Source organism: Paenibacillus lactis, assembly GCF_017873605.1.
Classification (GTDB): Bacteria; Bacillota; Bacilli; order Paenibacillales; family Paenibacillaceae; genus Paenibacillus_AQ; species Paenibacillus_AQ lactis.
Window position 1 is genome coordinate 1 of sequence record NZ_JAGGKI010000008.1, and the last position, 22,803, is coordinate 22,803.

The following is a 22,803-nucleotide window of genomic DNA, read 5'->3' on the forward strand; positions in this document are numbered from 1 at the left end:
ATTTTATTGTCAGGCTAGCGTCTTTAGGCGCAGTTTGGCAACAAGGGGTTATACCCCAAGAGCAAACCACCCGTTTGACGGGTGGTTCTGATTGTTACGTTAGGGTTGGGGCATCTTGGCTGAAAAAAACGAGTAAATGATGCCTTCTTTACATAAACCGTGATCTCCGTTGAGCGGCCGTTAACAATCTCTCTTTACACTCTATAGTTGAATATAGAATTGGAAGAGGGGAACCGAATTTGAAGAATAGAAAAATGAAGGCGGTATCGCTGTTCATGGCGGCGGAAATCACGATTGCCTCGTTATTTTCCACTGGCACCGTTTTCGCAGACGCGGGAGTCGAAGCGCCTCAAACGCGCAACGTTCAAACCCAGCAGGCCGCAGCTCCAATGGCCGCTGATTTTGGCATTACGGAAACAGATTATCCGGAAGCCTATGTGAACGAGCCATATTCGGTCACGGTCGATGTATACGGCGGACAAGCACCTTATACATATACTGCCGCAGGTTTGCCTGCCGGCTTGTCCATGAATGCGGATACCGGGATCATAGAAGGCATCCCTACACTTGGCGGAGAGGGCCCGCATTCCGTGGAAGTGACGGTTGCCGACAGCTCCCCGGTTCCGTTCACGGCACGGCGGGAGTTTACGCTTCAGGTACTGGGCTTGCGCCAGGCACCGGTTTCGGCAGAGGACAAGCTCGACATGAAGATGATTGGCCATTATGCTGTCGGCACTTCCAATAAGGATGGCGGCGTGGCGGAAATCGTCAAGTACAACAAGGAGAACCGCAAGCTTTATTTGGTCAACGGCTCGACGCAGCCGGCCAGCTTGGAGATCATTTCGCTGGAGACTAACGGCAGCCTCGTGAAGGAAAAGGGAATCGACGTCCAGGCGCTTGCCGAGACGGACGGCTTCAAGTTCGGCGATCTGACGAGCGTAGATGTGAATGCCGAAACCAAGCGGGTCGCAATCGCTGTTCAGGAGCTGGATCACACGAAGCCCGGCAAAGCGCTCGTGCTCGATTACGAGGGTGCTCTGCTAGAAACTTATGAGACCGGCGTTCAGCCGGATATGATCATATTCACTTCCGATGGGCGTTATCTCCTGACGGCGGATGAAGGCGAGCCTCGCACCGAGACCGCTCCCGATCCCGAAGGCAGCATTACGATCATAGATACGGTTTCCGATGAAGTTAGTCATCTAAAATTCGATGATCCGTCGGTCATTGACGATGCGGTTCATATCCGCGGCCCGGTTGAGGCGGACGGTCAAATCCGAAGCGCCGGCACCAAGGCGGACGCCATCCGCGATCTCGAGCCGGAGTATATTTCCCTCTCGGAGGACGAAACGACCGCATATGTTTCCCTTCAGGAGAACAATGCGATTGCCGTAGTGGACCTGGCAGCGAAGACGATTCGTTCGGTCAAAGGTCTGGGCTACAAGGATTTCAGCAAGCCGGAACATGCGCTGGATCTGCTGAAGGACGGGCAAATCAGGTTCGAGAACGTTCCGTTCTACGGCATGTACATGCCGGACGGCATCGCGACTTACAGCGTGGGCGGGCAGCAGTTTATCGTGTCCGCTAATGAAGGCGACGCGACGGGCTGGGATGAGCGCACCAATGAAAGCAAAGTAGGGGATATGAAGGCTCAGCTTGATCCTTCCTCTCCGGCAGCCCAATTTCTGGCGGATAAAGGAACGACCTACGATAAAGTTGAAGTTGCGAGCGATATGGGCAGCGATGGATTGTATATGTACGGAGCGCGCTCCTTCTCCATTTGGAACGCGGATGACATGTCCCAGGTGTATGACAGCGGCAGCGACTTTGAAAAAATTACGGCAGACCGCTTTCCGAAATACTTTAACGTAAGCAACGACAAAAACGAAATGGACGGCCGAAGCTCGAAGAAAGGTCCTGAGCCTGAATATGCAGCAGTCGGCAAGGTCGGAGCGAAAACGCTGGCCTTCATCGGCTTGGAACGCATCGGCGGCGTGATGACGTATGACGTGACGAACCCTTCTGTGCCCGAGTTCCTGAACTACTTCAATACGCGGGATTTCGAGGCAGGGATCACCTCGGACTCCGGGCCCGAGGGCTTGGAGTTTATCCCGGCGTCGGATAGCCTGACCGGGCGGCCGCTGCTGCTCGTAGCCAATGAGGTCAGCGGAACCGTGGCGCTGCTCGAGCTTCAGGTTACCAAGATCACGCTTGACCAAGCCTCGCTCAAGCTGACTGCGGGCGGAGCCGCCGTGGGTCTGAAGGCAGCGGTAGAAGCTTCGAATGGCGGCTCCTCCGAGCTGGAGTGGAGCTCGTCGGATGAAGCGGTTGCGACCGTGGACGCGAGCGGAACGGTGACTCCATTAACTCCCGGGGAAGCCGTGATTACCGTCCGGAGTAAGGATGGTTATGGCTCTGCGGAGGCTAAAGTGACCGTAACGGACGGTCCGGCCGATGAGGAAGGCTGGAAGCTGACGGTCATGCATACCAATGATACGCATGCCCATTTGGGCGATGTGGCGAGACGGGCAACACTGGTGAAGCAGGTGCGTGAGGAAGGCGGTAACAGCCTGCTCCTGGATGCAGGTGACGTATTCTCGGGCGACCTGTACTTTACCAAATGGTTCGGTTTGGCCGATCTGGCTTTCATGAATTACATGGGCTATGACGCCATGACGTTCGGCAACCATGAATTTGATCAGGGGACCAAAGCGCTCGCGGAGTTCGTATCCAAGGCACAGTTCCCGCTGGTGAGCGCTAACGTCGATCTCAGCCGGGACGCAGCGATCTCGCATCTTCTCAAGCCGCCGGCCGTCATGGATGCCGCCCAGCCGAAAACGACGGCGAACAGCGGGGTGTACCCTTATGTGACGATGCTGGTGGACGGGCACAAGATCGGCATATTCGGTCTCACGACCGAGGATACGGCCGAGACCTCGAGCCCGGGCAAAGACGTGATCTTCAATGAAGCGGCAGCCTCGGCCAAATCGACGGTCGAAGTGATGGAGAAGGACGGTCTGAACATCATCATTGCCTTGTCGCACCTGGGCTATGCCAAGGACAAGGAGCTGGCTGAAGCCGTTGAAGGCATCGACCTGATCGTCGGCGGACATACCCATACGAAGCTGGATGCCCCCGAAGTTGTGACGGACAGCCAGCATGAGACGCCGACCGTCATCGTGCAGGCGAATGAATGGGGCAAGTATCTTGGCCGCGTGGACCTTGAATTTGATGAGCACGGCAATGTCTTGACGGAGGAAGGCAAGGTTGACGGCAAGCTGCTGGCGGTGGACGCCAGCGTGGAGGAGGACGAGCAGGCGAAGGCGATGCTGGCTCCTTATAAAGCCGAGCTGGACGAATTAATGAAGCAGGTGATCGGCACGGCAACCGTCAAGCTGGACGGCGAGCGGCAGAATGTCCGCTCGAAGGAGACGAATCTGGGCAATCTGATCGCAGACGGCATGCTCGCCAAAGCTAAAGAGCTTAAAAACGCCGACATCGCCCTGATGAACGGCGGCGGGATTCGCGCCTCCATCGACGAAGGCGAGATTACGATGGGCGAGCTGCGGACCGTGATGCCGTTCGGCAACACCTTGTTTGTCCTGGACCTCACCGGACAGCAGCTGAAGGACGGGTTAGAGAACGGAATCAGCGGGGCCAAGCTGGCGGATCTTCCAGGCAAATTCCCTCAAGTTGCCGGTATGAAGTTTAAATGGGATCCTTCCGCTCCGGCTGGAGACCGGGTGTACGATATTATGATCATGAAGGACGGCAGCTACAAGCCGCTCGTTCCGACCGAGAGCTATCGTATGGCGACCAACAGCTTTGTAGCTAACGGCGGAGACGGTTATAAATCCTTTGCCGAAGCGATTGCGGAAGGGAAGTATAACGAGGATTTGGGTTATCCGGATTATGAAATTTTCATGGAGCATGTGAGCAAGCTCGGCGGAACGGTGTCACCGAAAGTGGAGGGGCGGATCACCGAACAGAAAAAACCTGCAAACCCCGGAAACGGAGGCGGGACGACTGACCCGGCCCCTGGATCCGGCTCCGGCGGCTCGGGAGGCAGCAGCACTGCGCCGTCTGTAACGCCGCCGGCAACGGGCGGAGAAGCAGCGCCCTCCGGTGTCCTTGAGGGGAACGATCTTATCATCAAGGCGGACGGTGCCGTTGATCGGATCACGTTGAAAGAAGAGGCTTGGAACAGGACCGTAGCCGCATTGTCCGGGGAACAGCAGGAGCTGGTCGTGCGTGCTCCTGAAACGAACCGTGCTGCGGAGCTGTCTATTCCGGCAGCATGGGTGAACCGCGCGGCAGCGAAATCGAAGCAGGCGAAGCTGGTGCTGGAAACAGCGTCTGGTGCGATCCGCCTTCCGATTGAGGCGCTTAAGGGCGAGGGGAATGTTAGCTTGTCCGTGACGCCTGTTGACAGCGCGGTGGTATCTGCCATGAGCGGCAAGGCCGCTTCCATGGGGGCCAAGGTGGCCGGAAACGGCGGAGCTCGGATCGGCGCAGCAGTGGGGCCGCAAGGCAAGGAGCAGCCGATCAAGGATTTCGGCAAGCTTCCGGTAAGCCGAATCCTGCCGCTCCCGGCCGGCGCGAATCCGGCTTCAGTCACAGTTGCGATCTATGACGAGGCAGCGGGTGTCTTCCGGTTCGTCCCTGCCGTGCAGACGACCTGGCACGGACAGCCTGCCGTCGAAATCAAGCATGCGGGCAACGGCATTTATACATTGCTGGAATACCGCAAAACGTTTGAAGATCTTAACGGGCACTGGGCCCGCAAGGAAATCGAAGCGATGGCTTCCCGCCTGCTGGTAAACGGCGTCAGCGCGACCTCGTTCGCTCCAAGCAAGGAGATGTCGCGGGCCGAGTTTACGGCGCTGCTCGTACGGGCAATGGGATTGAGCCCGATCACGGGCGGCGGAGACTTCCGCGACGTCCGTGAAGGTGACGCTTATGCAGGAGAGATCGGCGCTGCCGTCCAGCATGGCATCATCGAAGGCAGCGGGGGCAGGTTCGCGCCGAACGCCGCCTTGACCCGCGCCGAGATGGCCGTGATGCTGAATCGTGCGATGAATGCGGCCGCCGCCGTCCCTAGTAACGACGGAGGGCAAGAAGATTCGGCTGCATTCCGGGATCAAGCGTCAATTCCGGCTTGGGCCGTGAACGATATAAGCCAGCTGGTGGAGCTGAACATCGTGCAGGGCGATCACCGCGGTCGATTCGCGGCACAAGCGGCGGTTACCCGCGCGCAAGCTGCTCTGGTCCTGATGCGTACACTTCAAACGCTGGGCTTTATGGATAAAGGCGTAGAATAAAACGGCAATAACCGTCCTGATGGAATCCATCGGGACGGTTATTTGAATTATGGAGAATGCGTTAGCCCTTAACCATCTAAATATTCGCTCGCTATTCTCAGCTTGAGGTCTCTGTCATCTGGTCCGAGCCAGGCGACGTTCCGATGCGAAGCCGTGATGATATATGCGCCATCTCCCGCAGTTCTTCAACGAAGGAATCATAGGTGAACAACTGCTCGATATGAAAGACGCCATGCGGCATATCGGAAGTGTAGACCCTTCTAGCCACGATTGCAGCCGCTTTTGCAGTGAGTTCGGCCTCGTGAACGCCTTGCAGGAAGCATTCCACAAGCGCGGGCTGGTCCTGCTTCTTGCCCACCGCATCGACTTTCAATGCGAACATGGGCTTACCGATCCGCATGGATGCAAAGGCTTTAACAGCAGCATCCCGAATCCAGGGTATATTCAGCAGCTTGAGGCTGCCCAGCCGTTTGAGGCAGGATAATAACCCGGTGATGAAGGGGTGGTCAAAGCAAAGCCGTGTCGATACGCTTGGCACTTGAAGCGTACGCGGCAATATATGCTGATCGGCAAAATTAAATCGATATGCTGTGCGGCTGCCCTGTCCGTTGCCGAAATCCGTTTTGCGCCCGTCGGCAAAGCTGGTATGCTGTATCACTTTCCCTTGCTCCATCGTCGTAAAGTTGGAGCGCAAATTATCAACGGTCCATTCAATGGCCGCTTTACCGTGGGAATCTCCGAGACCCAGCATAAGCGATATATAGATAGCCTCTGTAACATCCAATTGCTGCTTGGCATGGAGCGATAGAAGATTCGACATGCCCGGTGCAAGACCGACGCTCAGGATGGCGGTAGCCCCATGAGTAACGGCCAGGGGATGCAGCAGCTCCACTTGAGACAGCAATCGATAATCCGCCGAAAGGTCTATATAATGGATGCCTTGCCCGATACAGGCTTGAACGAATGACGAATTCTGTTGGTCCAAGCACATGATGACCAGCTTAACCTCGGACAACAACGCGGGGTCTACGCCTGCATCCGCATCGATGCGCAGCGGCTCCACGCGGCCCTGCGTGGCGCGGCTGAATGCTTCCGCCCGCCCTTGACTTCTTCCTGCAGCGAAGACTTTGCCGGGATAGAAGAAGGCGAGGTCGTTGCATATCATTTGCCCAACCTGGCCATATCCGCCAATGACGACGATTTTATCTTTCAACATCCTGTTTCCTCCGATTGTTTAGAAATGGACTTGCTTCGGCGCTCCAGGTACGCTCCATAACCCAAAGCAGCGCAGGAGCATAGGCCGATGATCACGTTGATTCTAAAAATCCGTTCAAAATCAGCAAACGATAACTCCGTTCCCGTATGTCCGGTTACCATGCCGAGACCTAATGCTGCACCTAGGGCCATTCCGGCATTTCGTGTCAGTGCAATCATGCCTCCAATCGAGCCGGCATACCGGAAGGGGACGCTGCGCATGATGTAACCGTTGTTTGGCGCAGCCAGGCAGCCCATGCCCAGCCCTATCCAGGCAAGTACGGCTACCAAGCCGGGAACCGTCAGATCAGCTAGAAAACAAGAAAAAACCGCAAGTCCAGTTACGATAAAAGCGAGTCCGGTCAACATGAGCAGCCGGGGATTGATTCGATCGGATAAATGTCCGGACACCGGGCTGGATATGGCAAATAGCAGGGGATAAGCCGTCATGATCAAGCCGATATACACGGGAGGATATGAGGTCATATGGGACAAATAAAAAGGCATGACAACCAATACGGCATTAATCAGCACAAAGGAGATACAGCTTATGACTAACCCCGATGAGACTGAAGGCACGCGCAGAACTTGCAAAGGCAAAAAGGGGACGGGCATGCGCAAATCCCGCCGCAAGAACAAAGTGAGCACGAACCCGCCGCCGCCAAAAACCGAAAGGATGATTGGGGAAAACCAGCCCTGCGCATTCCCGCTGGATAACCCATAAGTCACCGATGCGGCAATGGCAACGAATAACAATGCGCTTACTCGGTCTATGGATGGCAAATCGCCGTTAGGACGCTGCATGGGGATGAATCGCCAAGCGAGTGCAGCCGCTCCGGCTGCAGCGGGCAGATGTACCAGGAACAACCAGTGCCAGCTTAACCGTTCGGCAATGAGTCCACCGGCGAGCGGGCCGGTCATGGCTCCGAGGGCGACGACCGAACTCATGATGCCGAGGGCGCGGCCTCTTTGTTCTTTAGGGTAACAAAGCTGGATCAGCGCAATATTGGTTGCTTGAAACATGGCGGCTCCAATCCCTTGGAGGATTCGAAACGAGACTAGGACAAGGACGTTTGGAGACAAGGCAATCAGAAGAGAGCTTACGGCAAAGATCAAATAGCCCATATTATGAATGAGACCATGCCCGTAACGGTCGCCCAATTTCCCCATGATGGGCAGCAATGCCGTAATGACAAGCAAGTATGCCGTCGTAATCCACTGCAGGATATCCAAATCCTTTTGGAATACCGATGTAAGAGAAGGAAGCGATACATTCACAACGCCGGCAGTAAAATGGGACAGAAATGCGCCAGTACAAATTGAAAACAAGAGCCACCATCGATGTTTCGCTGTAATGATGAGAGCCGGATTGGTATCGAGATTCATGGGAAGCCTCCCTTGGATTTTAGTTTAGTAACTAAACTATTTATCGAAAAAAAATAGTTATTTGCTCAGCATATTATTTAATATCTCAATGCTCTTCTCAAAAATTTTTATTTCTTGTTCGCTGAGCTGCGATCTCAGCTGATTATAGAATTCGAGATGCACGGCCTCGTGAGCCCGGTAAGCCTCCTTTCCGTCTTCGCTGAGCGAAACGATCGAGCTTCTTGAATCATGTGGATGGGGGGAACGGATCACAAGCGATTTAGCCTCCAGCCGATCAACCACCTGCGTAATGGCTCCCTTTGTCACGCCAAGCCGTGCTGCTAGCTCGCTCATGAGGATGGCTCCGTCATAACCGATGGCGTCAATCGTATGGATCTCGCTCGGCGTTAATTTGCCTGCATGGCCGAATGTATGAGGCTGGCGCTCCAGGCGTCTCAGCTGCAGAATCAACCGGCCTAAGTTCTTGCTGCCCCGGTTCGCTTCCTGATTGGTTGGGTTGGATTCATTATTCATGCCATTAGTTTAGGATCTAAACAATAGGCTGTCAAGTATGGTGTGAGCCTGAGCAGCAAGATCGAATCAGATGGCCAGTTGACATTCAATTCGTATTTCACTATACTGTCTGTAATCTTATATAGGATATACGTTGAAAGAGCCCAGTAGCTTGCTTAATCCCTGTTTCAGAAAGCCGAGGAGGATGGAACCTTGGCACATATTAAGCCGGTGAAATACACTCTGGAGTATCTCGGGTAATGCCGAGCGGGAAGAGGCGAACGTTAACTCGCCGACGAGTGGCATCCTTGCTTGCGGCCTAGGCGCCGGCGCTTGGAGGGGTGCAATCTGGGTGGTAACGCGGTGTTCAATCGTCCCTGTGTCTGTGATAGACATGGGGGCGTTTTTTTATGGTTTTAACCTAGCCTTTAAAAGCTGTTTCACATGCAGAAGTATTGAATTCAAGGAGTGGAATGTAGACATGAACATTATCGATGAACTCGAGTGGCGCGATGCCATCAATCAGCAGACGGATGCCGAAGGCCTCCGCGAATTGACGAATGAAAAATCAATCTCCGTATACTGCGGCGTCGACCCGACCGGCGACAGCATGCATATCGGGCATTTGATCCCGTTTATGGTGCTCAAGCGCTTCCAGATGGCAGGACACCGTCCGGTCATTCTGATCGGGGGCGCGACCGGGACGATCGGCGATCCGAGCGGACGCCAAACCGAGCGCTCGCTGCAGACGCTCGAGCAGGTACAGGCCAACGTGGACGCCCTGACCGAGCAGATGAAGAAGCTGTTCATCACCGAGGGCGACAACCAGATCCGGTTGGTGAACAACTACGATTGGACGAAGGACATCGGCGTCATCGAATTTTTGCGCGACTACGGCAAAAACTTCAGCATCAACACGATGCTGGCGAAGGACGTCGTGGCAAGCCGGCTGGAGAGCGGCATTTCCTTCACGGAGTTCTCGTACCAGATTCTGCAGTCGCTGGATTACCTGCATCTGTACAAGAATTTCGACGTGCAGCTCCAGATCGGGGGCTCGGACCAATGGGGCAACATCACAAGCGGCCTTGACCTCATCCGGAAAAAGGAAGGCGCGGACGCCAAGGCGTTCGGCTTGACGATTCCGCTGATGCTGAAAGCCGACGGCACGAAGTTCGGGAAAACGGCCGGCGGCTCGATCTGGCTCGATCCGAAGAAGACGACGCCGTACGAGTTCTACCAGTTCTGGGCCAACACCGACGACCGCGACGTCGTGAAATACTTGAAGTACTTCACGTTCCTCTCGAAAGAGGAGATCGAGGAGCTTGCCCATAAGGTGGAGACCGAGCCGCATAAACGCGAAGCGCAAATAACGCTTGCCGAGGAAATGACGCGGTTCGTGCACGGCGAGGAAATGCTGGAGCAGGCGAAGCGCATTACGGCAGCGCTGTTCAGCGGCGATATCAAGTCCTTGACGGCCGATGAGATCGAGCAGGGCTTTAAGGAAATGCCGACTTACGAGGCAGGTCCGGAGACGAAAAATATCGTGGATTGGCTGGTCGACCTCGGCATCGAGCCTTCCAAGCGGCAGGCGCGCGAGGACATCAATAACGGCGCCATCTCCATGAACGGCGAGCGCATTAGCGATGTCGGCCATGAAGTAACCGCCGACCAAGCGATCGGCGGCCGGTTCATCATCATCCGCAAGGGGAAGAAGAACTACAGCTTGGTCAAAATGTCGTAAGAACATCCTCTGATTTCAGACGATAACCTCGAAGCGCCCCAAGATCATTCGATCTTGGGGCGCTTTTTTGCCTGTTGCTCCCGAGGCGGATTTAAATTCCGTTTAAATAAGCATGTTAACCTTCTTTCATCAACCATCACGATGATTGGAGGAAATCAAGTGAAACAGAACAATCAATACCAATGGGAGCCAAGAAGCGGGGATTGGGCAGTCGAAGCGCACGGGCTCGTCAAAACGTTCGGCGACAACAAGGCGGTGGACGGGGTGGAGCTGAAGGTCCGGACTGGGAGCATATACGGCGTGCTCGGACCCAACGGTGCGGGCAAAACCACCACGATCCGGATGCTGGCAACTCTGCTGCGTCCGGATGCCGGCTCGGCGCGCATCTTCGGCTACGATGTGCTGAAGGAAGCGCAGATCGTCCGGCAATTGATCGGGGTCACCGGCCAGTACGCGTCGGTTGACGAATCGCTCAGCGCGACCGAAAACCTCATCATCTTCTCAAGGCTGCTCGGGCTTGGACGCGCGGAAGCGAAACGCAAGGCAGGACAGCTGCTTGAGGAGTTCGGTTTAACGGAAGCGGCAAAGCGGCCGCTCAAGCAATTTTCCGGCGGCATGCGCCGCAGGCTCGATTTGGCGGCAAGCCTGATTGCCCAGCCGCCGCTTATTTTTCTGGATGAGCCGACAACGGGTCTCGACCCGCGAACCCGATCCCAGATGTGGGATACGATCCGCCGGCTGGTGAGCACGGGGTCGACCGTACTCCTCACGACGCAGTACCTGGAGGAGGCGGACCAGCTGGCCGACCGGATCGCGGTCATCGATCACGGCAGGGTCGTTGCCGAAGGGACCGCCGATGAACTGAAGGCATCGGTTGGCACCTCGTCGCTCCATTTGCGCGTCGGGGATCCGGCGAACATCGAGCAGGCCCGCCAAATGGTTGAACGGGTGCTTCAGGCGCCTTCCATGGTTTCCCCGGAGGCCGGAGCGATCACGGCGCCGATGGCGAATGCAGATCTGGTCACGGACCTGCTGATCGAGCTTCGCGCATCGGGGATCGGCTTAGCTGAGATGAGCGTCCAGAAGCCGACGCTGGATGAGGTATTTCTGACGATTACCGGGCATGCTGCGAAGGCTCAAACATCGCATCCGTCCCGGGGACCACATTCGAAGCAAGTTGAGGAGGCAAGCGTATGAGCAGCGTGATGAAGATGAAACCCGGCACCAATTCCCGGCTGAAAAACCGCACCAGCTTCGGCCAGTCCCTGCGCAATTCGTTTACGATGGCGTATCGGGGGCTGCTGAAGATCCGGCGAACGCCGGAGCAGCTCTTTGACGTGACGATGCAGCCGATTCTCTTTACCTTGATGTTCACGTATATTTTCGGCGGCGCCATCTCCGGCGACGTGCAAAGCTACTTGCCGGTCATCATTCCCGGCATTCTCGTGCAGACCGTTATCACGACGTCGGTCGTTACCGGCGTACAGCTCCGAGAGGATATGGATAAAGGCGTGTTCGACAGGTTCAAATCGCTGCCGATCGCGCGAATCGCGCCGCTTGCCGGCGCCCTGCTGGCGGATACCGTCAGGTATACCATCGCAACGGTCCTGACCTTTGCCATGGGATATGTGATGGGCTATCATCCGGGCGGCGGCTTGGGCTACGTGGCGCTCGCCGCGCTCCTCGTCATCGTCTGCTCTTGGGCGATCAGCTGGATTTTCGCCTTTTTCGGGGTGATCGCCCGTACGGCCTCCAGCGTGCAGGGCATCTCGATGATCGTTTTGTTCCCGCTCACGTTTCTTTCCAATGCGTTTGTGCCGGTCGAGACGATGCCGGGATGGCTGCAATGGTTCGTGAATATCAATCCGATATCGCATCTGGTTACGGCCGTCCGGGACTTGACCAACTCGGGAACCGTAGGCTGGGATCTGTCCATTTCGCTGATCGGCGCCGCCGTCATCGTGGCGCTATTCGCTCCGTTGACGGTTCGGGCTTATATGCGCCGGACCTAAATATACTCAATTTAGCATAGACAGCATAAAACGGCATCGGTAAGATGGAACGTAACGCAAAGGTCCGGGAGGATCCATGGAAGAGCACCCGAGCGAAGGGCCTGACGCGAAATGCGAAGGGAGATGGAGAAATTGCCCCAAACTGCAACGTTTCACAATCCGATTGTCGAGCAAGCGGCTGATCCTTGGGTGTGGAAGCACACCGACGGCTTCTATTATTTCATGCATACGGCCCGGGATCGTATTGAGCTTACGAAATCAGACTCGCTGAGCCGGATCGCCGAAGGCCGGAAGAAAACGATTTGGGCGCCGGAGCCGGGAGGCCGATACAGCCATAACTTATGGGCTCCGGAAATTCATCATGTTCAGGGTAAATGGTATGTTTATTATACGGCGAATGACGGGGGAGGCGACGATACCCGCCGGATTTGCGTCCTGGAGAACGGAGAAGACGACCCCATGGAGGGCGAATGGACATGGAGAGGGGCGCTTGACACGCCCGTCCCAGGTTTGGACGGTACCGTGATGACGCTGCAGGGGCAGCTCTACTTCCTGTATGCCGGATACGGCCGGTTTCCGGATTACGGCTCGGCAATTTATATCATGCGTATGCTTGATCCATGGACGCTGACCGGCGAGCATGTCCTGCTTACCGCTCCAACCATGGAATGGGAGAAGCAGGGGGGCATGGCCATTAACGAAGGCCCTGTCATTCTCCATCGGAACGGCCGCATCTTCCTTGTCTATTCCGCCAGCACGACATGGTCCGAGGATTATGCGCTGGGCATGCTGACGATGGACGCGTCCAGCGATCCGATGAATCCGGATGCGTGGATGAAATCCCCGGAACCGGTATTTCGCAAAAGCGTGGAGAACGGCATTTATGCGACCGGACATAACAGTTTTACGAAGTCCCCGGACGGGACGGAGGACTGGATCGTCTATCATGCCCTCCCTGAACCGGGAGCGGATACCCGCTTGCGCGCCACCCGCATTCAGAAGTTCGGATGGCATCCGGACGGAACGCCGGATTTCGGAATTCCGGCAGGCGATTCCGACGCGCTCTACGTCCCTTCGGGAGAATGATGCAGGAGATCCGTATCCCATTGAAAAAGGGCAGCCGATAGCAACGAAGGATCCGAAGTAAAAAGCCTTTTATTACAGAAATTTCGTAATAAAAGGCTTTTTTTATTTCGGGATTATTGATTGTTTCAATCCAAATAGATCGATAGCAAATTGAATTAATGCACCCGAAAACCTTGTCACTATTGGGGTTTTATCTGTATTCGACCCCTCGAAACGACTTTTTGTTGTACGATATGGGGAATTGCTTGAAGGAATAATAATTACAAAATTAATGTATGAAAGCGTTGACAGATGATGAAATCATGCCTATACTTCGATTAAAGATACGGTTTTATTGTATTAAACAAGGGTGTTTGTGGAGAGACCTTTAGCATTTTGATTTCGAAAAGGGGGAAGTAGGCAAGAGCGGGTTTTTGGAACGGAAGGTCAACCAATTTTGATTATGGGAGGATTACGATGAAAGCGAAATTTAAGCGTGTGATTCATTTATTCCTGATCTCCATACTGATGATTTCGGCCATAACCGCATGCAGCGGCGGCGGCTCCGGGAAGGATGAGCCGGAAGGCAACGAAGAGGCCGTGTCCACCGAGAAGAAGAATGAGGTCGAGTTTACGGACATTAGCGCAAGCATCCGCGGCAATACGGCTCCGACGCAAGAGCAAATCGACGAGGTGAACAACACGCTGAACGATACATACCTCGGCGATGTATACGACGAAGTCATTCCAAGCGATTACTCCGCCTATCCGTTCAAGGAAGAGGTCGTGCTGGATGTTTGGATGCCTGCCAACTCCAATATACCGGATATGAACAACCATGCCGTTCAGAAACAGATCGAGAAATTGACCGGGATCAAGGTGAATTTCATCACGCCGCCGGTAGGACAGGAAGCGGATGCATTCACGCTGATGATCTCCTCCGGCGAGCTCCCGGACATCATCATTGAACCGGGCCGGTATCCCGGGGGCCTGGAAGCCGGGGTTAACGACGGCGCTTATATCGACCTGACCGACCTGATGGAGAAGCATGCTCCGAACTATACGGCCTGGCGCAATTCCCACGAGATGAGAAGAAAGACGACGGTGACGGACGACGGGAGGCTGCTCGGCTTCTACGGAATCGCTCCGTATTCGGAATGGACCTGGTTCGGCATGCTGATCAAGCAGGAAGCCCTCGACAAGACGGGGATGGAAGTGCCGAACACCATCGACGAATGGTACGCGTTCTTGAAGAAATGCCAGGAGGTCGGATACAAGACCCCGCTGAACTACGGATCGAGCTACGGCCAAATTTTTACGGGCATCATTAACGGCGCTTACGGCGTATGGGACTGGACCTTCCAGGACGAGAACGGCAAGGTGCAATGGGGGCCTGCGCAGCCGAAAGCGAAAGAGTACTTGGCGACCATGCAGAAGTGGAACAAGGAGGGTCTCCTTAACCGCGATTGGGCAACGGCCGACTTCAACCAGCGGATGGCGAGCGCCATTTCAGACGATACGGCGGTCATCATGGACTCCCCGGATACGATGTGGAGCTATTGGAAGGAACAGAACGACATCGATTTCGTTGGTGCGCTGAATCCGATCCTGAACGAAGGCGATAAATCGGCGACGACGTACAAAAACTTCATGCGCACCGGCACCGAGGCGGCGATTACGACCCAAGCGGACAATGTGGAAGCAGCCATGGCTTGGCTGGACTTTAACTACAGCAAAAAGGGATGGGAACTGATCAACTTCGGCGAGTATGGCACCGTTCATTTGGTGGATGACAAGGGAATGCCGTATTTCCCTGAGAACAGCTACATTTACAATGATCCGGACGGACAGCCGGTCGCCACGACGCTGTGGAAATACCGCATGCACAGCTGGCCGAACATTCGCGACGAGCATCATGCTAACCCGTTGATCGTGGCGAAGGGAAGCTATTCCGGAGATATCCGGAAATATTGGACAGAGAACATGGACACCAGCATGGCCATGCCGCCGATCACCTTCACCAAAGAGGAGGCATCGCGCGAGGCCGAGCTTGGAAACCAGCTGTCTACGCTTCGGGGAGAGTATTTTGCCAAGATCATCATGGGCGAGCTGCCTGTGAATGCATATGACCAGTTTTTGAAGGAAGCGCAGAGCATGGGCTTGGACGAATTCTTAAGTCTCCATCAGGCGGCGCTGGACCGGTATAACCAACGATAGCTTCCATATCGGGAATAGGTGGTTGAATCATGGAGATCATTCGAAAAAACAGGAAGATGAGCCCGGCTCCCGCGGAAGCCAAACTACGGAAGAGCCTGCTGATCAAGCGGGATATGAAGAAGAACTGGTTCGTATACTTATTGGCGCTGCCCGTGATCGCATGGTACCTGATCTTCTGCTACGGCCCTATGTGGGGCGTCATGATCGCTTTCAAGGATTTCAAGCCGCTGCTTGGATTCGGGGAAAGCGACTGGGTAGGCTTTAAGCATTTCATCGATTTTTTCCAAGGACCTTATTTCTGGAGGGTCGTCAAGAACACGCTGATGCTGAATGTGTGGGCTCTCGCCTTCGGGTTCACGGCGCCGATCATTCTCGCTTTAATGCTGAATGAGGTCCGGTCGTCCAAGTTCAAACGAACCGTGCAGACCGTTACGTACATGCCGCACTTCATTTCATTGGTCGTCGTGTGCGGGATCATCCATATTTTCACGGCGGATGAAGGAATTATTACTCAACTGCTGCAGTTCATTACAGGCAAAGAGTACTCTTCGCTCCTGGGGTACTCCTCATTCTTCCGGCCGATCTATACTTTCTCCGGCATCTGGCAGAGCATCGGGTGGGACAGCATCATTTATCTGGCCGCCATGAGCGGGATCGATCCGGCATTGTACGAGGCGGCTGAAATCGACGGCGTCAGCAGGGTTAAGAAAATGTGGTACATCACCTTGCCGCAGATCAGTCCGGTCATCATTATCTTGTTTATTTTCGCGATCGGCGGCCTGATGTCATCCGGCTACGAGAAAATCATTCTGCTGTACAATCCGCTCACCTACGAGACGGCCGACGTCATCGCTTCCTACGTGTATCGCCGGGGCCTCAGGGAAGCCAGTCTGAGCTATTCCGCCGCGGTGGGGCTGATCAGCTCCATCGTCAACTTCGGGCTGCTCTGGGTGACGAACTACATCGTGAAGCGCAGATCGGAAACCAGCTTATGGTAGGGGAAGGAGATGGCCATGATCGATAACAAGAAGATCAAAGCACGAGGTAAAAGAAAGCATAAATCGGTGGGAGACTTCGTATTCGATTTCGCAAACTATACATTATTGGCCGCGTTGACGCTGGTATGCTTCTACCCGATCCTGCATATCCTGTTCGCTTCGGTCAGCGACCCTACCGCTCTGATTGCGCATAAAGGCGCGCTGTTCAAGCCGCTTGGATTCACGCTTGACGGATATAAGCTGGTATTCAAAGACAACAGCCTGCTCAACGGGTATAAAAACACGATGATCTACGTCGGGCTCGGCACGCTAGTCAACATGGTCATGACGATATTAGGGGCATACGTGCTGTCCAGACGGGACTTGTATTTCAAAAATTTCATCATGATCCTGATCACCATCACCATGTTCTTCGGCGGCGGCCTGATTCCTTGGTTCCTGCTGATGAAGGACATCGGGTTGTACAACAATCTGTGGGCGATGATTCTGCCGACCGCCATCAGCACATGGAACATCATCATCCTGCGGACCGCCTTCCAGGCCATACCGAGGGAGCTGGAGGAGGCGGCCGTGATCGACGGCGCAGGCCAGGCGAAGATTCTGGTCAACGTCATCCTGCCGCTGTCGAGAGCGACGCTCGCCGTCATTTTCTTGTATTACCTGGTCGGGAACTGGAACTCCTGGTTTAATGCGATGGTGCTGCTTAAAGACCGGCAGCTGTTCCCGCTGCAGCTGTTAATGAAGGAAATTTTGGTGGCGAACGACGCCACGGCAACGTCGATCGGAAGCGCCGGCGGCGTCGTCATTAACAGCGCCCAGAGCGCGAACGCTTTCCGGGAGCTGGTGAAATACTGCGCGATCGTCGTTTCGACGGTGCCGATTTTAATGGTATACCCGTTCCTGCAGAAGTATTTTGTTAAAGGCGTTTACGTAGGCTCGATCAAAGGATAGATACAACAATGAATCGATGAGGAGTGGATGACATCTTGACGACAGAAACAAACCATACGCAGCCTCCGCGACCGGAATATCCGAGGCCCCAGTTCATGCGCAAGGCATGGCTGAGCCTTAATGGAGAGTGGGAATTCGGATTTGACGACGGAGACGTCGGCGAGCAGGAACGGTGGTATGAGGCGGACGGCTCCGCTTCATTCCCCCGAAAGATCAACGTGCCCTTCGCGTTCCAAAGCAAGCTGAGCGGCATCGGGGATCCCTCTTTCCATGACGTGGTGTGGTATCGAAGAAGCTTTCACATCCCGGATAATTGGAAGGGAAAAACCATTCTGCTTCATTTCGGCGCCGTCGATTATCTGGCAAAGGTCTGGGTTAACGGGCAGCTTGCGGCTGTTCATGAAGGGGGCCACACACCGTTTCAAGCGGATATTACCCGCTTCCTCGTTGAAGGGAGCAACACGCTGGTGGTCAGGGCCGAGGACTTCAGCCGTGATGTTACGCTGCCGAGGGGAAAGCAATACTGGCTTGAGAAATCGGCCAGCATCTTCTACACGCGGACGACGGGCATTTGGCAGAGCGTCTGGCTGGAGCCTTTATCCGCCGTGCACCTTAGAAAAACGGTGGTTACGCCGGATATCGATCGGAATGAAATCCGGATTCGCACCTTCGTTGAAGGATTGAAGGCGGCAGATGATATAAAGCTTCAGGTTACCGTAGCGTACGGGAACGAAGTCGTGGCCGAGGATCAATATTCGATCCGCAGCGGCGAGCAGCTGCGGACCATCGGCCTCGGGGATTTCACGGATCATGGCCTTGGGCGGCTGTGGAGCCCCGAGCATCCGAATCTGTACGATTTGGAGCTTCGGCTCGTATGCGGCGGAGAGGTCGTCGATGAGGTTGCCAGCTATTTCGGCATGCGGAAGGTGTCGATCGAGGACGGCAAGCTGTGCTTGAATAACCGGCCGTATTATCAAAGACTGGTGCTGGACCAGGGGTATTTTCCGGAAGGCATCCTAACCGCTCCTTCGGACGATGCGCTGAGACGCGACGTGGAGCTGACCAAGGAGATGGGCTTCAACGGCGTGAGGAAGCACCAGAAGACGGAGGATCCAAGATTCCTTTATTGGTGCGACCGGCTCGGGCTGCTTGTGTGGAGCGAGGCGGCGAATGCGTATGACTATTCCGAAGAATATGTGCGCCGCTTCACCAAGGAATGGCAGGAGATCATCGAGCGGGATTATAACCACCCGTGCATCGTCACCTGGGTTCCGCTGAATGAAAGCTGGGGAATCCCGAATGTCCGCATGGACAGCCGGCAGCAGCAGCACGGGTTGGCCATGTATCATTTGACGAAATCGCTGGATGATACGCGGCCGGTGGTGTACAACGACGGCTGGGAGCATATGACCACCGACCTGGTCACGATTCACGACTATGAGAGCCGTCAAGAGGTGCTGGAGAAGCGGTATAAGAGCGTGCAATCCGCCGTGGAAGCGATGCCGGCCAACCGCAGCATTTTCGTCGGAGGCGCTTCCTATCAAGGGCAGCCCATTCTCGTATCGGAGTTTGGAGGCATCGCCTTCAAGAAGAGCGAGTGGGAGGGCTGGGGATACTCGGGGGCGGACAGCGAGGAGGATTTCCTGATCCGGCTCAAGGCCGTCGTCGACCCGATGCTGACCTCGCCGGTCGTTCAAGGCTACTGTTATACGCAGCTGACCGATGTCGAGCAGGAGATCAACGGTCTGCTCACCTACGACAGGCGGCCGAAAGCGCCGCTTGCGAAGATCCGCGGGATTATGACGGGGACGCTAACCGAGCCGCTTAGTCCGGAACCGGATATGCGTACCGAGTCGCAGCAGGCTGATCCCGAAATGGCAAGATAGGCTTTTGTAAATAAGGATTTTGCAAGAATCCACAGAGCGACTTTCAATCAGCAATATATAGAGCGAAACGGTTTAGTTCGTCTATATATTGTACCCTGGAGCGGCTTGAATCGAATTTTGCAAAATGCTGAAATATAAAACAATCCAGACATAAAAGGAGTAGACCATGACTCATTCATCTAATATCCCGCGCCCCGAGTACCCGAGACCCCAATGGGTCCGGTCCGATTGGGCCAATCTGAACGGCCAGTGGCAATTTGAAATCGACCACGGCAAGAGCGGCAAGGACCGCGGCCTGACGGATCCCGGATACCAGCTGTCCGGGACGATCACGGTGCCTTTCTGTCCGGAGAGCAAGCTCTCCGGCGTAGAATATAAAGACTTTATGGCCGCTGTATGGTATAAACGGGCGTTCACCGTGCCGGAAGGCTGGGCCGGGGGCAGGATCCTGCTCCACTTCGGCGCCGTCGATTATGCAGCCGAGGTATGGGTGAACGGGACGGTTGCCGGCTCGCACCGCGGAGGGTACACGCCGTTTAGCTTCGACATTACGTCCCATGTCGTGCCGGGCAGCAACGTCATTACGGTATATGCGGAGGACGACGTTCGTTCGGGGCGCCAGCCGAGAGGCAAGCAGAGCGGGTTATACCACTCGCACGGCTGCGACTACACCCGTACGACAGGGATATGGCAGACGGTATGGCTTGAGCATGTGCCAAAGGCTTATATGGCGTCGATGAAATTGGTGGGGGATCCGGATAATGCCTGCGTGCATCTCGAGATTGCGGTCGAAGGGAGTGCGGCCGGGGAGCGGCTTGCCGCTTCCGCCTATTTCGACGGCCGGCTTGTCGGCGAAGCCGGCGCGATCGTATCCGGACCTTCGGTTAAGCTGACCGTTCCCTTGTCGGAGATCCATCTGTGGGAAGCAGGAAACGGACGGCTGTACGACCTGGCCCTGTCTTTGACCGACCAGGGCAGCCCAAGCGATTCCGTCCAATCGTATTTCGGTCTTCGGACCCTACGTCTTGACGGCATGGCATTCCGGATTAACGGCAAATCCGTGTTTCAGCGCCTTGTGCTGGACCAAGGCTTTTATCCGGACGGCATCTACACGGCGCCGAGCGATGAGGATCTTCGCAGGGATATAGAGCTCTCCATGGAGCTCGGTTTTAACGGGGCCAGGCTTCACGAGAAAATCTTTGAGCCGCGCTTCCTGTACTGGGCGGATCGCCTAGGCTATCTGGTATGGGGCGAGCACGCGAACTGGGGCTTGGATATCACGACGACTGAAGCGGTGTCCCGTTTTCTGCCGGAATGGCTGGAAGGCGTAGAGCGGGATTTCAATCATCCCGCGCTTGTCGGCTGGTGCCCGTTTAACGAAACGTGGGATAAGGATGGCACGAAGCAGCATAACGATGTCCTTCGCATTGTTTACGAGGTGACGAAGCGAATGGATCCAACCCGTCCGGTGATCGACACCAGCGGGAACTTCCATGTCGTCACCGATATCTTCGACATTCATGACTATGATCAGAATCCGGAGACGTTCCGCCAAAAATTTGAGTCGATGAAGGACGGCGGCGAGGTTTACAATACGTTTCCGAACCGGCAAACCTATGGAGGGCAGCCGTATTTCGTCAGCGAGTACGGCGGGATATGGTGGAACCCGGACCAAAGGGACGGGAAGGCCTGGGGGTACGGCGAGAGACCGGCTTCCGAAGAAGAATTCCTTGCGCGTTACGAGGGTTTAACGAGCACGCTGCTGGATCATCCGATGATGTTCGGATTCTGTTACACGCAGCTGTACGACGTGGAACAGGAAGTCAACGGGTTGTATACCTACGAAAGAAAGGCGAAGTTTGACCCCGAGGTCATCCGCCGCATCAATTCGCGTAAAGCGGCCATCGAGGATTGATATCCGGGAGCTTGCCATCCTGTGGCCGAAACGCGCTAAGCAGGAACTAATAATGCTGCCCGCAGCGGTTTCGAAGGCGGGCCGTGCCGAATAGCCGTTTTGGAGCATGATCATACATGTACCGAAAGGAACGTGAACCGGATGATGAATAAGAATTTCAGGAACACCTTGCTGCTGTCGATATGCGCGCTGCTTGTTTTTCCGATCGGCCAGACCTCGCAAGCGGCCTCCGTTCAGAACAACTTCTATAACGTTGTCATGCAGGAGGGGGCAGACCCTTGGGTGTATAAGCATACGGACGGCTATTACTACTTCACGAAAACGACCGGCGGCAACGTGACGATCTGGAAATCCGCCCAGCTCACTACGATTGATGCGGCCCCTACAGCGGTGGTAAACACGGGCTGCTGCAACATTTGGGCACCGGAGCTGCATTACATTGACGGCGCCTGGTATATTTACTACGCCAAGGATGACGGAGACAATGTCAATCACCGCATGTACGTCATGGAGAACAAATCGCCGGATCCGACCCAAGGCACGTGGGAATACAAGGGGCAGATCACCGATCCGACGAACAAATGGGCGATTGACGGGACGGTGCTGCAGCACGGCGGGGAGCTGTATTTCATCTGGTCCGGCTGGGAAGGAGACGTCAACGTCCGTCAGAACCTGTACATCGCCCATATGAGCAATCCATGGACCATCGACTCGGAGCGGGTGGAGATATCCAGGCCGACGTACAGCTGGGAGACGAATCATGTTCCCCATGTCAATGAAGGACCTCAGGTCATCGTCCGGGACGGTCTTATTCTTCTTGTCTATTCCGCAAGCGGAAGCTGGACCAACGACTATTGCTTGGGACTGATCACCGCCAGTGTATCCAGCGATCCTATGGATCCCGCTTCATGGACCAAGCGGGACCAGCCTATTTTCAAGTCCGGCAACGGGCTTTACGGTCCCGGCCACCATTCGTTCACGAAGTCTCCGGATGATACGGAGGACTGGATCATGTATCATGTAGCCAAATACAATAATGCCGGGTGGAACCGGGAGGTTCGGATGCAGAAATTCACGTGGCATGCGGATGGCACGCCGAATCTCGGCGAACCGGTCGATCCGAACACGCCGATTCCTCTGCCTTCCGGCGAACCGGCCCATCTCCGGTATGAAGGGGAGGAGGGAGCTTTCGGCGGGGCGGCCTATGCATCGGAAAGCCCGAACGGCTCAGGCGGCCTGAAGGCAGGTCATATTGATACCCCGGAGAGCTTCGTGGATTTTAACGTTCACGTCCAGGAGGCAGGCGAGTATATTTTGCTTGCGCGCACCGCCAACGGGACGGCCGGGGGCGGCTGGTCCTATCTGCAGCTGAGCGTAAACTCGGGCGAGCCGAGCCGGTTCCACATCACGAATAAAGGCTGGGAGAATTGGGGGCTGTCCACAGCCAGAGTCCAACTGAAAGCCGGAGCCAACAAGATCCGGTTTACGAAAGGTGAAGGCTACGGCGAGATTGACTTCTTTGATATTAAACCGGCGAATTAAGATGCAGGACACGGGTACCGCGT

General features: G+C 55.2%; 14 protein-coding genes. 11 read left to right on the forward strand and 3 right to left on the reverse strand.

Features of this window, described 5'->3' with window-relative positions:
• The first annotated feature begins 239 nt into the window (after positions 1 to 239).
• Positions 240 to 5,321 (forward strand): choice-of-anchor I family protein, encoded by a 5,082-nt coding sequence (locus J2Z18_RS15780; RefSeq protein ID WP_210094986.1) that lies wholly within the window; start codon positions 240 to 242, stop codon positions 5,319 to 5,321.
• A gap of 97 nt (positions 5,322 to 5,418) precedes the next feature.
• On the opposite strand, the gene J2Z18_RS15785 is transcribed toward J2Z18_RS15780, so the two are convergent.
• The 3 genes from J2Z18_RS15785 to J2Z18_RS15795 are packed head-to-tail and all read right to left on the reverse strand — an operon-like array spanning position 5,419 to position 8,474.
• Entirely contained in the window at positions 5,419 to 6,537 is a 1,119-nt protein-coding gene (locus tag J2Z18_RS15785; RefSeq protein WP_210094987.1) for a saccharopine dehydrogenase family protein, read from the reverse strand.
• Positions 6,531 to 7,961, reverse strand: a complete 1,431-nt coding sequence (locus tag J2Z18_RS15790) for an MFS transporter (RefSeq protein WP_210094988.1) — start codon at positions 7,959 to 7,961, stop codon at positions 6,531 to 6,533. Before J2Z18_RS15790 ends, J2Z18_RS15785 begins: the two co-directional genes overlap by 7 nt.
• A 57-nt stretch (positions 7,962 to 8,018) precedes the next feature.
• A complete protein-coding gene (locus tag J2Z18_RS15795) occupies positions 8,019 to 8,474 on the reverse strand; it encodes a MarR family winged helix-turn-helix transcriptional regulator (protein ID WP_210094989.1) in 456 nt (151 codons plus the stop codon).
• Between the two features lie 460 nt (positions 8,475 to 8,934).
• Between J2Z18_RS15795 and tyrS the strand changes: the two genes are divergently transcribed.
• From tyrS to J2Z18_RS15845, 10 genes are all read left to right on the forward strand, one after another.
• Entirely contained in the window at positions 8,935 to 10,194 is a 1,260-nt protein-coding gene (gene tyrS, locus J2Z18_RS15800; RefSeq protein WP_007127487.1) for a tyrosine--tRNA ligase, read from the forward strand.
• A 141-nt stretch (positions 10,195 to 10,335) separates the two neighbouring features.
• The gene (locus J2Z18_RS15805) at positions 10,336 to 11,391 is read left to right on the forward strand and encodes an efflux ABC transporter ATPase subunit, DrrA-related (protein ID WP_210094990.1); all 1,056 of its coding nucleotides are present in this window, start codon (positions 10,336 to 10,338) and stop codon (positions 11,389 to 11,391) included.
• Complete coding sequence (locus J2Z18_RS15810; RefSeq protein WP_007127489.1) at positions 11,388 to 12,206, forward strand: ABC transporter permease; 819 nt, start codon at positions 11,388 to 11,390, stop codon at positions 12,204 to 12,206. The genes J2Z18_RS15805 and J2Z18_RS15810 overlap by 4 nt, the downstream gene beginning before the upstream one ends.
• 123 nt (positions 12,207 to 12,329) lie before the next feature.
• Positions 12,330 to 13,292, forward strand: a complete 963-nt coding sequence (locus J2Z18_RS15815) for a glycoside hydrolase family 43 protein (RefSeq protein WP_245256029.1) — start codon at positions 12,330 to 12,332, stop codon at positions 13,290 to 13,292.
• 456 nt (positions 13,293 to 13,748) lie between these two features.
• A complete protein-coding gene (locus tag J2Z18_RS15820) occupies positions 13,749 to 15,488 on the forward strand; it encodes an extracellular solute-binding protein (protein ID WP_210094992.1) in 1,740 nt (579 codons plus the stop codon).
• A 29-nt stretch (positions 15,489 to 15,517) separates the two neighbouring features.
• Positions 15,518 to 16,486, forward strand: coding sequence for an ABC transporter permease (locus J2Z18_RS15825; RefSeq protein WP_144871373.1), 969 nt, complete (start codon positions 15,518 to 15,520; stop codon positions 16,484 to 16,486).
• Positions 16,487 to 16,501: 15 nt separating this feature from the next.
• Complete coding sequence (locus tag J2Z18_RS15830) at positions 16,502 to 17,437, forward strand: carbohydrate ABC transporter permease (protein ID WP_028404935.1); 936 nt, start codon at positions 16,502 to 16,504, stop codon at positions 17,435 to 17,437.
• Positions 17,438 to 17,532: 95 nt separating this feature from the next.
• Positions 17,533 to 19,323 (forward strand): glycoside hydrolase family 2 protein, encoded by a 1,791-nt coding sequence (locus tag J2Z18_RS15835; protein ID WP_245256036.1) that lies wholly within the window; start codon positions 17,533 to 17,535, stop codon positions 19,321 to 19,323.
• 166 nt (positions 19,324 to 19,489) lie between these two features.
• Positions 19,490 to 21,238 (forward strand): glycoside hydrolase family 2 protein, encoded by a 1,749-nt coding sequence (locus tag J2Z18_RS15840; protein ID WP_210094994.1) that lies wholly within the window; start codon positions 19,490 to 19,492, stop codon positions 21,236 to 21,238.
• 141 nt (positions 21,239 to 21,379) lie between these two features.
• On the forward strand, positions 21,380 to 22,780 hold the full coding sequence (locus J2Z18_RS15845) for a family 43 glycosylhydrolase (RefSeq protein WP_186311201.1): 1,401 nt from the start codon (positions 21,380 to 21,382) through the stop codon (positions 22,778 to 22,780).
• Positions 22,781 to 22,803 lie beyond the last annotated feature (23 nt).